This window comes from Micromonospora sp. NPDC002389 (genome assembly GCF_040296095.1).
Lineage (GTDB): Bacteria > Actinomycetota > Actinomycetes > Mycobacteriales > Micromonosporaceae > Micromonospora.
In genome coordinates this window covers 50277-63676 of record NZ_JBEOWP010000020.1, presented here as the reverse complement: position 1 = coordinate 63676, position 13400 = coordinate 50277, and the positions used below count along the sequence as shown (strand labels likewise).

Here is a 13400-nt window from a genome sequence, read left to right as displayed (position 1 = left end):
ATGCCTGACCGGTACCGATCAGACACTCAGGCGCTCGCCGTCCATTTCGTCCGGTACGCGTCGGAGCCGTCAGAAACCGAGCTTGCGCAACTGCTTCGGATCGCGCTGCCAGTCCTTGGCCACCCGGACGTGCAGGTCGAGATAGATCTTGGTGCCCAACAGCTCCTCGATCTGCCGACGCGCGGCGGTGCCCACCGCCTTGAGCCGCGCGCCCCGATGCCCGATCACGATCGCCTTCTGACTCGACCGCTCGACGTACACGTCGGCGTAGATCTTCATCAGGCGGCCCTCGGGAATCATCTCCTCGACCACCACGGCGATCGAGTGCGGCAGCTCGTCGCGTACACCCTCCAGCGCCGCCTCCCGGATCAGCTCGGCGACCAGCACCTGCTCCGGGTCGTCGGTGAGCATGTCGTCCGGATAGAGCTGCGGGGACTCGGGGAGATAACCCGTCATCACCTCGACCAGGGTGTCCACCTGGTGCCCGGAGACCGCGCTGACCGGCACCACCTCCGCGAACTCGCCCAGCTCGCTGACGGCCAGCAGTTGCTCGGCCAGCCGCTTCTTGTCGACCAGGTCGGTCTTGGTGACCACCGCCAGCACGGTCGCCTTCAGCTCGGCCAGCTCCCCGGTGATGAACCGGTCACCACGACCGACCGGCTCGTCGGCCGGGATGCACAGGCCGATCACGTCGACCTCGCTCCAGGTCTGCCGCACCAGGTCGTTGAGCCGCTCCCCGAGTAACGTACGCGGCCGGTGCAGGCCCGGCGTGTCGACCAGCACCAACTGCGAGTCCGGCCGGTGCAGCACCGCACGGATGACGTGCCGGGTGGTCTGCGGCTTGTTCGAGGTGATGGCGATCTTCTGCCCGACGATCGCGTTGGTCAGCGTGGACTTGCCGGCGTTCGGCCGCCCCACGAAACAGGCGAACCCGGCCCGATAGTCCCGCTCGCTCATGCCGGCACTCCGCTACGCTCCGCGCCGCCATGAGGCACCACCACACTGCACCTGATGATTCGCTCACTCCGCTCGCTCATGCCGGCACTCCACTACGCTCCGCGCCGCCATGAGGCACCACCACACTGCACCTGATGATTCGCTCACTCCGCTCGCTCATGCGGTCACCGTGCCGAGGACCGTGCCGTCGGGGGCGGCCAGGTGGACCGGGGCGTCGGCGGCCAGGTCACGTACGGCCGCGTAGCCGGCGCCGTCCAGGGTGGACGCCTCGGTCACCACCACGGCGGCCTCCAACCGGGTGGCACCCGCCGCAGCCGCAGAGGCGACCGCCAACTGGAGCGCGGTGATGGTCAGCGAGGGCAGCGACACGCTCGCCGCCGCGTACGTGCGACCGTCCTGGTCCCGGACGGCCGCACCCTCCACGGCACCCACCCGACCCCGGGCACCCCGGGCGAGGATGACCAGCTTGCCGTCCTCGGCGCTCAGTTCGGCCTCGGCGGGCAGGGCGGTCGGTACGGCGGGTGACTCAGGCATCGGCGGGCAGCCTCTCCTCGGATCGGTCGGTGTCGCCCCGGGAGGCCGTCGCCTCGCCACCCGGGTTCTCCTGCGTGTCGGACGGCTCGACCCGGTGCACCAGCACCGTGTCGATCCGGTTGCGGCGGCCGGTGGTGCCCTCGGCGATCAGCCGCAGGCCGGACACCTCCGCCTCGGCGCCGGGGATCGGCACCCGGCCGAGAGACTGGGCGAGCAGACCGCCCACGGTCTCGACCTCGTCGTGCGGCAGCTCGGTGTCGAACAGCTCGCCGAGCGCCTCCACCGGCAGCCGGGCGGTGACCCGCACCGCGCCGTCCGGCAACTGCTCGATCGGCGGACGCTCGACGTCGTACTCGTCGGTGATCTCCCCGACGATCTCTTCGAGGATGTCCTCGATGGTGACCAGACCACCGGTGCCGCCGTACTCGTCGACCACGATGACCAGGTGGTTGCGGGCGGCCTGCATCTCGGAGAGCAGGTCGTCGACGGGCTTGGACTCCGGCACGAAGGTCGCCGGCCGCATCAGCTCGGCCACCGGGAGCTGCGCGTCCTCGGTAGCCCCGCCCTGGGTACGCCGGATCAGGTCCTTGAGATAGAGGATGCCGAGCACGTCGTCGACGCTCTCGCCGATCACCGGGATCCGGGAGAAGCCGGAGCGCAGGAACAACGCGAGCGCCTGGGACAGATTCTTGCCCGACTCGATCCACACCATCTCGGTACGCGGCACCATCACCTCGCGGGCGATGGTGTCGCCGAGGGCGAAGACCGAGTGGATCATCTGCCGTTCGCCGTGCTCCACCACACCCCGCTGCTCGGCGAGGTCGACCAGTTCGCGCAGCTCGACCTGGGTGGCGAACGGCCCCTCGCGGAAGCCGCGCCCGGGCGTCACCGCGTTGCCGATCAGGATCAGTAGCGACGCGAGCGGATTGAGCACCCGACCCAGCCAGCGCACCAGCGGCGCGGCCGAGCGGCCCACCACGTATGCGTGCTGCCGGCCGAGGGTACGCGGACCGACGCCGACCACCACGAAGCTGACCACGGTCATCGCCCCGGCGGTGATCAGTGCCGCCCGCCAGCCCGCGCCGAAGGTGTCCACCGCGACCAGCGCCACCAGCGTGGTGGCGGTCAGCTCGGCGAGCAGCCGGAGCAGCAGCAGGAGGTTGAGGTGACGGACCACGTCACCGGCGACCGCCTGGAGCGTACGGGCTCCCCGGGCTCCGTCGCGGGCCAGTTCGGCGGCGCGGGCCGGGGAGACCGCGGCCAGGGCCGCCTCGGTCATCGCGATCAGGCCGGCGAGCACCACCAGCCCGGCCGCGAAGACGAGCAGTTGCAGATCGGGTAGGCCGGTGGCGGGCGCGGCCAGCACAGTGTCCATCACTGGGAGCGGGTCGACCGCCAACTGGACAGCAGCCGGGCCTGGAGCCCGAACATCTCCCGCTCCTCCTCCGGCTCCGCGTGGTCGTAGCCGAGCAGGTGCAGCACGCCGTGCACGGTGAGCAGGTGCAGCTCGTCGGCGGCGCCGTGCCCGGCGGTCGCGGCCTGTTTCGCCGCCACCTCCGGGCAGAGCACGATGTCACCGAGCAGGGCCGGTTCGCCACCGGCGGCGGCGTTCTCCCCCGGCCCGTGGTCGACGCTGCCCTCGTCCATGGGGAACGCGAGCACGTCGGTGGGACCGTCGCCGCCCATCCAGCGATGGTTCAGCTCGGTCATGTAGTCGATGTCGACCAGCAGCACGGAGAGCTCGGCGAGGGGATTGACCCCCATCTCGTCGAGCGCGTGCCGGGCGACGGCGAGTACGGCGTCGGTGTCGACCTCGACACCGGACTCGTTGGCGATCTCGATGGACAACTGTCTTCCCTCGGTCTAGCGGCGCCGGCCGGCGCGGTTGCCCTGGGCAGTACGCCCGGCCACCGCGTGCACGCCCTGGGCCTGCTGGTTCTCCCGCTCGGCGTCCCACCGGGCGTACGCGTCGACGATCTCACCGACCAGTCGGTGCCGCACCACGTCGGCGCTGGAGAGCTGCGCGAAGTGCACGTCCGGGACGCCTTCCAGGATCTCCCGGACCACGCGCAGCCCGCTGGTCGTCCCGCCGGGCAGGTCCACCTGGGTGACGTCACCGGTCACCACGATCTTGGACCCGAACCCGAGTCGGGTGAGGAACATCTTCATCTGCTCGGGGGTGGTGTTCTGCGCCTCGTCGAGAATGATGAACGCGTCATTTAACGTCCTACCTCGCATATATGCCAGCGGGGCGACCTCGATGGTGCCCGCCGCCATCAGCTTCGGGATGGTCTCCGGGTCCAGCATGTCGTGCAGCGCGTCGTAGAGCGGACGCAGGTAGGGGTCGATCTTCTCGTTGAGCGTGCCGGGCAGGAAGCCCAGCCGCTCCCCCGCCTCGACCGCCGGTCGGGTCAGGATGATCCGGTTGACCTGCTTGGCCTGCAACGCCTGGACCGCCTTCGCCATGGCGAGGTAGGTCTTGCCGGTGCCGGCCGGGCCGATGCCGAAGACGATGGTGTGCCCGTCGATCGCGTCGACGTAGCGCTTCTGCCCGAGCGTCTTGGGACGGATGGTCCGCCCGCGCCGGGACAGGATGTTGAGCGTCAGGACCTCTGCGGGCCGCTCCGCGCCGCCCTGTTCGAGCATGCCGACGGTACGCCGGACGGCGTCTGTGGTCAGGGTCTCGCCTTTCTCGATCAGTTCGAGGAGTTCGCTGAAGATCCGCTCGGCGAGAGCGTTGTCGGCGGGGGCACCGGTGATCGTGATCTCATTGCCGCGTACGTGCACGTCACTGTTCACGGAGCGCTCGACCAGTCGCAGGATCTCGTCACCCGCGCCGAGCAGGTTGACCATGATCTTCGAGTCGGGGACCGTGATCTTGGTCTGCACACGGGGCGGGCCGGGAGGTGGGGTGCCGGTCATAGGTCGGGCCGAGGGGCCCTGCGCCACCTGCTCTCGATCTCGGCGCCGGGCCTGCTGCCACGGCGTGCGGATGTTGGCTCCATCGTATCGGTTCAACGGCGCGGACACGCCGCCCATTTCCCCCGGGAACGGCCGGTCGTGGCCCCTCGGTGCGCCTGCTCACACGGGCGACGACGAGTGGCCGCCACACCATCCGACGACTGGTGCACAAGTAGACAAAACTCCTCAGCTTCCGGCCCGGAAGTCGTACCTGTCGAAGGTCTCCTGCCGTCGGGTGAACCGGTAGGTCGCCCAGTGCATCCGGACCACCTCGCCGGCGGAGTCCCGGGTCAGCCGGAGCAGTTCGCCGACCTCCCGGCCGGAGACCGTCCGGAACACGTCCGGCTGCTCCGGCACCGGCGCGAAGACCGCCGGCGGCTTCTCCGACGGGTCACCGGCACCCCGGGCCTGCAGGGCGCCGTCGTGCCAGCCGAAGACGTACTCGAAACCCTCGCCCCACCAGCGACCGAGCAGCCCGCGCAGGTGCTCCGGAGCCGGTGTGCCCGGCCGCCACGGCACGATGTCGGCCGGGTCGTGCTCGACCGAGGCGGCGAGCAGCCGGTGCGGCAGCTCCAGCACGTCCACGGCGGTACCGGAGGAACCCAGCACGGCGGCGCCGAACGCGGCGGGAGCGTCCTCGCCGCCCCGCCGGCCGTACACCCCGGCGAGGAACCCGGGCATCGCGCCGTCGTGCCCGACGTGCACCACCCGCTGGCCCTGCGGCACCAGGAGCAGGCCCAGGCCGAAACCGCCGGACCACGACGTCTCGTCGGTGACCGTCACCGGCCAGCGCATCTCCTCGAGCGTGGCCGGCGCGAGCACCGCGCCGGTCGGGTCCAGCGCCACCGGATCGGCCAGGAAGGCCGCCCAGCGGGCCATGTCACCGGCGGTGCTCCACAGCTGCGCGGCGGGGCCGACCGCGCCGAAGTCGGTCGGCGGCTCCGGGCGCGCCTCGTCGGAGTACGCGTCGACCAGGAACCCGGTCGCCGCGCGGGGGCCCGGGTCGGCCGTGGTCGCGGTCAGCCCCAGCGGGACGAGTACCCGCTCGGTCAGCACCTCGGCCCAGGTCCCGCCCCGCACCCGGCCGACCAGCCGACCGAGCAGCGCCATCCCCAGGTTCGAGTAGTGGTAGCGACGGCCCGGCGGCAGCACCCGCTCCGCCCGGGCCAGCTCGGCGACCAGCCGGTCGGCGTCCGGCGCCCGCAACGTGTCCCAGACGTCGCCGTACGGCTCCCGTTGCAGGCCGGCGGTGTGCGACAGCACGCGACGCACGGTCAGCTCGCCGTGGGCCGGCAGGTCCAGATGCCGGTCCAGCGGATCGTCCAGGTCGAGCAGGCCGTCGTCGCGGCACTGGAGGGCGAGCACGGCGGTGAAGGTCTTGGTCACCGACCCGATGCGGAACCGGGTGTCCGCGTCCAGCACGGTGTCGTTGCCGGTGCCGCCGACCGCGCAGGTCCACAGCGGGCGGTCGGCCCGGTGCACCGCCGCCGCCAGGGCCGGCACCCGTCCCCGCGCCTGGACCTGCTGCACCATCCGGTCGAGCCGACCGGTGGCGGCTGTGGTCACGCCACGCTCCGGGCCAGCATCGGCCCGAGCGGCGCGCCGCCCAACAGGTGCGCGTGCACGTGGAAGACCTCCTGACCGCCGTACGCCCCGGTGTTGAACATCAGCCGGAAGCCGTCCCCGAGCAGCCCCTCGTCCTCGGCCACCGCGGCGGCCGTGGCCAGCACCTCACCGGCCAGCGCCGGGTCACCGGCGGCCAGGGTGGCCACGTCGGCGTAGTGCTCCTTGGGGATGACCAGGACGTGTACCGGCGCCTTCGGGTCGATGTCGCGGAAGGCGAGCGTGGTGGGGGTCTCGCGGACCACGGTGGCCGGGATCTCCCCGGCGACGATCCGGCAGAACAGGCAGTCAGGAGTACTCACCGGGGCAGTGTAAGGAAGGGTCCCCTACTAACGCCTCGTGTATAGGAAGGGTCCCTTCCTTACATCCAGGTGGGTGCGGCAGGATGGCGCGCATGGCAGGGCGGGCGGTACTGGTCACGGGTGGTTCACGCGGCATCGGGCGGGCGGTGGTCAAGGCGTTCGCCGCCTCCGGCGACCGGGTGGCGATCCACCACCGCGACTCGGCGGAACTGGCCGAGACGTTGCGGGCCGAGCTTCCCGGCGACGGCCATCTGGTGGTCCGCGCCGACCTGGCCGACCCCGACGCGGTACGGGCGATGGTGGACAAGGCCGCAGCACGACTCGGCGGGCTCGACGTACTCGTCAACAACGCCGGGGTGTTCGGCCCGGCAGATCCACCGCACCCGGTCTTCGAGAGCAGCTACGAGCAGTGGCAGCGACGGTGGCGCGAGATCCTCGACACCAACCTGCTCGGCGCGGCCAACGCCGCCTGGTGCGCGGCCCAGCACATGCGCTCGGGCGGTGGGCGCATCGTCAACGTCTCGTCGCGCGGAGCGTTCCGGGGCGAGCCCGCCAACCCGGCGTACGGCGCCAGCAAGGCCGGGCTCAACGCGATGGCCCAGTCGCTTGCGGTGGCCCTGGCGCCGTACGGCATCGCGGTCGCCACGGTCGCGCCCGGTTTCGTGGCGACCGACATGACCAACGAGCACCTGAAGTCGCCGCGCGGCGAGGCGATCCGGGCACAGAGCCCGTTCGACCGGGTGGCCCGCCCCGAGGAGATCGCAGCGGCGGTGCACTGGTTGGCCAGCCCCGAGGCGGAGTGGGCCTCCGGCACCATCGTGGACCTCAACGGCGCCTCCTACCTGCGCACCTAGAGATCCCCGGCCGGAGAGCGCCGCGTCCGACCGCAAACCGTTGCGTCCGTTGAAGCAGAGCAAAGGGGCCGAGGTGCATACCCCGGCCCGGCCACGACGCATCGAGCACGGCGCATCGACCACGACCGCCGGCCACGGCGCATCGACCACGACCATCAGGCACGAGATACCGGCCACGGCCATCGGGCAGGGCGTACCGGCCCCGCCGCGCGGGCGTGGCCGGTGGCGGTCACCAGCGCAGCAGGCGGGTGGCGAGTACGGCCAGGGCGGCCACCCCGGCCGTGGAGGTACGCAGCACCGACGGGCCGAGTCGGACCGGCTGCGCGCCGGCCTGCTGGAAGGAGGTCAGCTCGGCCGGGCTGATGCCGCCTTCCGGGCCGACCACCAGCACGATCTCGCCCCGGTCGGGCAGCTCGACGGTGGTCAGCCGGTCGCTCGCCTCCTCGTGCAGCACGTAGCCGGCGGCGGCACCGGCGATCCGGCGGGCCACCGACGCGCTTGACTCGTCCGGGGCGCCGGCCACCACCGGTAGCCACGCCCGGCGGGCCTGCTTGGCCGCCTCCCGGGCGGTCGCCACCCACTTGCCCCGGGCGCGTACGCCTCGTTCGCCGCGCCACTGCACCACCGAGCGGGATGCCGCCCAGGGCACGATCTCGTCCACGCCCGTCTCGGTCATCGCCTGCACGGCCAACTCGCCCCGGTCACCCTTGGCGATGCCCTGCACCACCACCAGTCGCGGGTTCGCCGCGTCGACGTACCCGCGACCGGTGATGTCCAGGTCGAGCGTGCCTCGGCCGACGGCGCTGACCACGGCCTCGGCGGTGCCGCCCCGACCGTCGGCGAGCAGCAGTTCCTCGCCGACCCGGAGCCGCTGCACGGTGGCCGCGTGATGGCCCTCCGGCCCGTCGAGCACCATCGAGTCGCCGGTGGGCAGCGACTCGACCAGGAAGAGCGGTGCGGACACCTCAGGCGTGGCCGTTGAAGGCGTCGCGCATCCGGGAGAAGAAGCCGCCCTGCTTGCTGAGCTCGGCGACCTCCTCGCCCCGGGTCACGGCGAACTCCCGCAGCATCCGCTCCTGGTCGGCGTCGAGCTTGGTCGGGGTACGCACGTCAAGGTGGACGTAGAGGTCGCCCCGACCGGCACCGCGCAGGTGCGGTACGCCCCGGGCCCGTAGCCGCAGCGTGCTGCCCGGCTGGGTGCCCGGTTTGACGTCGACCGGCTCCTCGCTGTCCAGCGTCTTGATGGTCAGCCGGGTGCCGAGGGCGGCGGCGGTCATCGGCACGGTGACCCGGCAGTGCAGGTCGTCGCCCTTGCGGGAGAAGACGTCGTGCGGCCGCTCGTGGATCTCCACGTACAGGTCACCGGCGGTGCCGCCACCCGGACCGACCTCGCCCTGCTGCGCGAGGCGGATCCGCATCCCGTCCTCGACGCCGGCCGGGATCTTCACGGTCAGTGAGCGGCGGGTCCGGACCCGGCCGTCACCGGCGCAGGTGGGGCAGGGGTGCGGGATGGTGGTGCCGTAGCCCTGGCAGACCGTGCACGGCCGGGCGGAGACCACCTGGCCGAGGAAGGTGCGCTGCACCGACTGCACCTCACCCCGGCCACCGCACGCCTCGCAGGTGGCCAGGTGGGTGCCGGCGGACGTGCCGGCCCCGGTGCAGGTGGTGCAGAGCACTGCGGTGTCGACCGTGATCGGGGCCTCGACCCCGAAGGCCGTCTCCTGCAGGTCCAGTTCCAGCCGCAGGATCGCGTCGGCCCCGGGCCGGGTACGCGGTCGCGGGCCACGCCCGGCGCCGGTGGCCCCGCCGAAGAAGGCGTCCATGATGTCCTGGAAGCCGACGAAGGGTCCGGCGCCACCGGGGCCGCCCGGCCCACCGGCACCGCCGCCGCCCGGTGCGAGCGGATCGCCACCGAGGTCGACGATCTGCCGTTTCCGGTCGTCGGACAACACCTCGTACGCGGCGTTGATGTCCTTGAACTTCTCCTGGGCCTCCGGGTCCGGATTCACGTCCGGGTGGAACTGGCGCGCCAGCTTGCGGTAGGCGCGCTTGATCTCGTCGTCGGAGGCCCCTCGGCTGACGCCGAGAATGCCGTAGTAGTCCCTGGCCACTGGGTTCCGTGTCCTCGTGTTCGTCTCGCGTTACGCCGGTCGGTGGCGGCAGCCTGCCGTCGGCCCTGACTGGTCAGTTCTGGGCCAGCAGCTCGCCCACGTAGCGTGCCACGGCCCTCACCGTGGCGATTGTTCCGGGGTAGTCCATCCGGGTCGGTCCCAGCACGCCCATCCCCCCGACGATGGTCGCGCCCGGGCCGTATCCGGTGCTGACCACGGACGCCGCCCGCAGGTTGTCGATCTGGTTCTCGTCGCCGATGCGGACCCGCAGCGTGCTCGGCTCGACCTCGCCGATGAGCTTGAGCAGCACCACCTCCTCCTCGAGCGCTTCGAGGATGGGGCGCAGCGACCCCTGGAAGTCGAGCAGGCCGCCCCGGGCCAGGTTGGCGGTGCCGGCCAGAGCGAGCCGCTCCTCGTGCCGTTCGACGAGGGTCTCCAGCAGGACGGTGGAGAGCGTGGTCATGGCCGCGCGCAGGTGCGGCGCACACTCGTCGATGAGCGTCTGCACCAGCGGTGGCGTGTCGGACAGGCGGGTGCCGACCAGCTTCTCGTTGACCAGTCGGCGCAGGTCCAGGACGTCGTCGGCGGGGACCGGCGCGGGCAGTTCGACAAGCCGCTGCTCGACCCGGCCGGTGTCGGCGATCATCACCAGCGTCAGTCGGGTGGTCGAGATCGGCACGAGTTCCAGGTGCCGGACGGTGGAGCGGGCCAGGCTCGGGTACTGCACCACGGCGACCTGGCGGGTGAGTTGCGCGAGCAGACGTACGGTGCGGTGCACCACGTCGTCGAGGTCCACCGCACCGACCAGGAACCGTTCGATCGCCCGGCGTTCGGCCGGGCTGAGCGGCTTGACCCGACTGAGCCGGTCGACGAAGAGGCGGTAGCCGCGATCGGTGGGCACCCGTCCGGCACTGGTGTGCGGCTGGCGGATGTAGCCCTCCTCCTCCAGCACGGCCATGTCGTTGCGTACGGTGGCCGGGGACACACCGAGTTGGTGCCGTTCGACGAGCGCCTTGCTGCCGACCGGCTCCTGGGTGGCGACGTAGTCCTCGACGATCGCCCGGAGCACGGCGAGTTTCCGGTCGTCGAGACCCATCCTCCCCACCTCCTGTCGCAGGTCAGCCCGGAGCGCTCAGAGTGCCAGAGGAACACTCTGGCACTCGACTGTAGCGAGTGCCAGTCTACGTCGGGGTTCCCGTGCCCGCGATGATCAAGTCGTCCCGGTCGTGGCGGAAACCGGCCGACGGGTTGACACGCCCCGGTGTCGCTATGGTGCGTCCGTTGCCGCTGGCACCTACCGTGACCACATGACTGAACCACCTCGTCCTCCAGGTTCCGGCGACGACCCCACGTCTCCACTGTCGGGCTCGTCCGGCCAGCCCGGCTATCCCCCGCCCGGCGACTATCCGCCGCCCACCGGCGACCAGCCCCCGCCGCCCGGTGGTTACGGCCCACCCGGTGACTATCCGCCGCCCGGCGGCTACCCGCCGCCCGGCGGCTATCCCCCACCGGGCGGCTATCCCCCGCCGGGCGAGTACCCGCCGGGTGGCGCACCCGGTGTCGGGTACCCGACGGGTGGTTACGGTCCCCCCGGCGGCGGCTACGCCAACAACGAGGACAAGACCTGGACGCTGATCGCCCACTTCGGTGGCCCGCTCGGGGTGATCGTGGGTGGGGGTCTGCTGGGCTGGGTCGCGCCGCTGATCGCGATGATGACCCGAGGCCAGCAGAGCCCGGTGGTCCGGGCGCACTCGGTGGCCGCGGTGAACTTCCAGATCACCTGGGCGATCGCCGGGTTGCTCAGTTGGGTGCTCACCGCGATCACCTGCGGACTGCTGTTCTTCGTGCCGTTCCTGGTCTGGATCGTGCCGGTGATCTTCGGCATCATCGCCGGGGTCAAGGCCAACGAGGGCGCCCTCTACCGCTACCCGATGACCTACGCCTTCGTGAAGCGCTGACCTCGGAGGCGCCTGTCAGGGCAGCAGGTCCCGCACCACGGCGTCGGCGAGCAGCCGGCCGCGCACCGTGAGGACGGCGCGGCCGGCCGCGTGGGCGGGTGCGGCGAGTAGTCCCTGCGCCACCGCCCGTGCGGCGGCCGCCCGACCGGCCTCGTCGAGGACGTCCAGCGGCAGCCCGGACGCGAGCCGCAGCCGGAGCATGACGTCCTCCATGTGTGCCTCGCCGTCGGTGAGCACCTCCCGGGCCATCCCGGGAGACTCACCGGCGGCGAGCCGGCTCGCGTACTCGCGGGGGTGCTTGACGTTCCACCAGCGCACTCCACCGACGTGGCTGTGCGCGCCCGGGCCGAGGCCCCACCAGTCGCCACCGGTCCAGTACAACAGGTTGTGCCGGCACCGGGCGGCGGGTGTCCGCGCCCAGTTGGACACCTCGTACCAGGAGAAACCGGCCGCGTCGAGAGCGGCCTCGGCGGCCAGGTAACGCTCCGCGGCGACGTCGTCGTCCGGGTACGGCAGTTCGCCGCGTCGCATCCGCGCGGCCAGTCGGGTGCCGTCCTCGACGATCAGGGCGTACGCGCTGACGTGGTCGACGCCCGCCGCCACCACCTGGGCCAGCGACTCGGCGAAGTCCTCCGCCCGCTCCCCCGGCGTCCCATAGATCAGGTCCAGGTTGACGTGCGCGAACCCGGCGTCGCGCGCCTCCAGTGCGGCGGCCGGTGCGCGACCGGCCCGGTGCCGGCGGTCGAGCACGGCGAGCACCCCGGGCGTGGCCGACTGCATGCCGAGCGAGATCCGGGTGTAGCCGGCTGCCCGCAGTTCCTTGAGCGAGACCGGGTCGACCGACTCCGGGTTGGCCTCGGTGGTCACCTCGGCGTCGGCGGCCAGCCCCCAGGTGCGGTCGATCGCGTCGAGGATGCGGGCCAGGTCGTCGGCGGGCAGCAGGGTGGGGGTGCCGCCGCCGACGAAGACGGTCTCCACCCGGCCCGGTGGCGTCTCGCCCAGCACCCGCGCGGCGAGTGCCAGCTCGGCGAGCACCGTGTCGGCGTACCCCTCCCGGCTCGCGCCGCCGCCCAACTCCTCGGCGGTGTACGTGTTGAAGTCGCAGTAGCCGCAGCGGCTGGCGCAGAACGGCACGTGCACGTACACGCCGAAGCCCTGGTGCCCGACGCGGGCGAGGGCGGAGGCGGGCAGCGATCCGTCGGCGGGTACGGGTTCGCCTGCTGGAAGGAGGCCGGGCATGGCCACTAGTGTGCCCTCACATGACCTCTCCCGACGCGTTCGTGCGGGTCGCCACGGCCCGTGGGGTGACCACCCTCACCCTGGACAGCCCGCACAACCGCAACGCGCTCTCCACCCCGTTGATGACCGAACTGCTGGCCGGGCTGGCTGCCGCGGTCGACGACGACGCCGTCCGGGCGATCGTGCTGGACCACACCGGCCCGGTCTTCTGTTCCGGGGCGGACCTGAAGGAGACGGCGGCGGCGTACGCCAGCGGCACGGTGCCCGCCGGGATGCTCGGTGACGTGCTCGCGGCGGTCCGGGAGTGCCCGAAGCCGGTGCTGGCCCGGGTGGCCGGTCCGGCACGGGCCGGCGGCCTGGGCCTGATCGCCGCGGCCGACCTGGCGGTCTGCGCGGCGGAGGCCACCTTCGCCTTCACCGAGGTACGGATCGGGGTGATCCCGGCGGTGATCTCGGCGACGGTGCTGCCCCGGCTGCTCCCGCGGGCCGCCGCCGAGCTGTACCTGACCGGCGACACCTTCGACGGCCGACGGGCCGCCGAGATCGGCCTGGTCACCACGGCGGTGCCCGGCGACGAGCTGGACGCCACGGTCGGGCGCTACCTCGACTCGCTGGTGCGTGGCGCCCCGACGGCGCTGGCCGGCGCGAAGGACCTGCTGCGCCGCCCGGCCGGCACCGACCTGCGCGCCGACCTGGCGGAGCTGTCCGCGCTGTCCACCGGCTACTTCCTGTCCGGCGACGGCATCGAGGGGGTCACCGCGTTCCGGGAGAAGCGCCCACCCCGGTGGGTCGCCGAACTCGACAGGTGAGGAAGGGCCGCCCCGGGGAACCTCATCGGGCACCGACGACGGGGTAAATCGG

General features: G+C 72.2%; 14 protein-coding genes. 3 read left to right on the top strand and 11 right to left on the bottom strand.

From position 1 onward, the window contains the following. Positions 1-69 precede the first annotated feature (69 nt). From era to ABT008_RS27515, 7 genes are all read right to left on the bottom strand, one after another. Complete coding sequence (gene era, locus ABT008_RS27545) at positions 70-957, bottom strand: GTPase Era (protein ID WP_350699776.1); 888 nt, start codon at positions 955-957, stop codon at positions 70-72. Between the two features lie 156 nt (positions 958-1113). Then, positions 1114-1491 (bottom strand): cytidine deaminase-like protein, encoded by a 378-nt coding sequence (locus tag ABT008_RS27540; protein WP_131053822.1) that lies wholly within the window; start codon positions 1489-1491, stop codon positions 1114-1116. Beyond that, positions 1484-2890 carry a hemolysin family protein gene (locus ABT008_RS27535; protein WP_350699774.1) on the bottom strand — a complete coding sequence of 469 codons (1407 nt, stop codon included), beginning with the start codon at positions 2888-2890 and terminating at the stop codon, positions 1484-1486. Before ABT008_RS27535 ends, ABT008_RS27540 begins: the two co-directional genes overlap by 8 nt. Beyond that, the gene (ybeY, locus tag ABT008_RS27530; protein ID WP_350699772.1) at positions 2866-3339 is read right to left on the bottom strand and encodes an rRNA maturation RNase YbeY; all 474 of its coding nucleotides are present in this window, start codon (positions 3337-3339) and stop codon (positions 2866-2868) included. Before ybeY ends, ABT008_RS27535 begins: the two co-directional genes overlap by 25 nt. A 15-nt stretch (positions 3340-3354) precedes the next feature. Further along, positions 3355-4413, bottom strand: a complete 1059-nt coding sequence (locus ABT008_RS27525) for a PhoH family protein (RefSeq protein ID WP_350699828.1) — start codon at positions 4411-4413, stop codon at positions 3355-3357. 225 nt (positions 4414-4638) lie between these two features. Then, a complete protein-coding gene (locus ABT008_RS27520; RefSeq protein ID WP_350699826.1) occupies positions 4639-5985 on the bottom strand; it encodes a serine hydrolase domain-containing protein in 1347 nt (448 codons plus the stop codon). Between the two features lie 29 nt (positions 5986-6014). Continuing rightward, positions 6015-6377, bottom strand: a complete 363-nt coding sequence (locus ABT008_RS27515; RefSeq protein WP_176095306.1) for a histidine triad nucleotide-binding protein — start codon at positions 6375-6377, stop codon at positions 6015-6017. Positions 6378-6469: 92 nt separating this feature from the next. Between ABT008_RS27515 and ABT008_RS27510 the strand changes: the two genes are divergently transcribed. After that, positions 6470-7231 carry an SDR family NAD(P)-dependent oxidoreductase gene (locus ABT008_RS27510; protein WP_350699770.1) on the top strand — a complete coding sequence of 254 codons (762 nt, stop codon included), beginning with the start codon at positions 6470-6472 and terminating at the stop codon, positions 7229-7231. 229 nt (positions 7232-7460) lie between these two features. Here ABT008_RS27510 and ABT008_RS27505 read toward each other — a convergent pair whose 3' ends face one another. From ABT008_RS27505 to hrcA, 3 genes are all read right to left on the bottom strand, one after another. Further along, positions 7461-8195 carry a 16S rRNA (uracil(1498)-N(3))-methyltransferase gene (locus ABT008_RS27505; RefSeq protein WP_350699768.1) on the bottom strand — a complete coding sequence of 245 codons (735 nt, stop codon included), beginning with the start codon at positions 8193-8195 and terminating at the stop codon, positions 7461-7463. A 1-nt stretch (position 8196) separates the two neighbouring features. Beyond that, positions 8197-9342, bottom strand: coding sequence for a molecular chaperone DnaJ (gene dnaJ / locus ABT008_RS27500; RefSeq protein ID WP_350699766.1), 1146 nt, complete (start codon positions 9340-9342; stop codon positions 8197-8199). A 73-nt stretch (positions 9343-9415) separates the two neighbouring features. Continuing rightward, positions 9416-10438, bottom strand: coding sequence for a heat-inducible transcriptional repressor HrcA (hrcA, locus tag ABT008_RS27495; RefSeq protein WP_131053813.1), 1023 nt, complete (start codon positions 10436-10438; stop codon positions 9416-9418). A gap of 211 nt (positions 10439-10649) precedes the next feature. Here hrcA and ABT008_RS27490 point away from each other — a divergent pair, with 211 nt between their 5' ends. Further along, complete coding sequence (locus ABT008_RS27490; RefSeq protein ID WP_350699764.1) at positions 10650-11300, top strand: DUF4870 domain-containing protein; 651 nt, start codon at positions 10650-10652, stop codon at positions 11298-11300. A 15-nt stretch (positions 11301-11315) separates the two neighbouring features. On the opposite strand, the gene hemW is transcribed toward ABT008_RS27490, so the two are convergent. After that, entirely contained in the window at positions 11316-12539 is a 1224-nt protein-coding gene (gene hemW / locus ABT008_RS27485) for a radical SAM family heme chaperone HemW (protein WP_350699762.1), read from the bottom strand. 20 nt (positions 12540-12559) lie between these two features. Between hemW and ABT008_RS27480 the strand changes: the two genes are divergently transcribed. After that, entirely contained in the window at positions 12560-13348 is a 789-nt protein-coding gene (locus ABT008_RS27480; RefSeq protein WP_350699761.1) for an enoyl-CoA hydratase-related protein, read from the top strand. Positions 13349-13400: the final 52 nt, after the last annotated feature.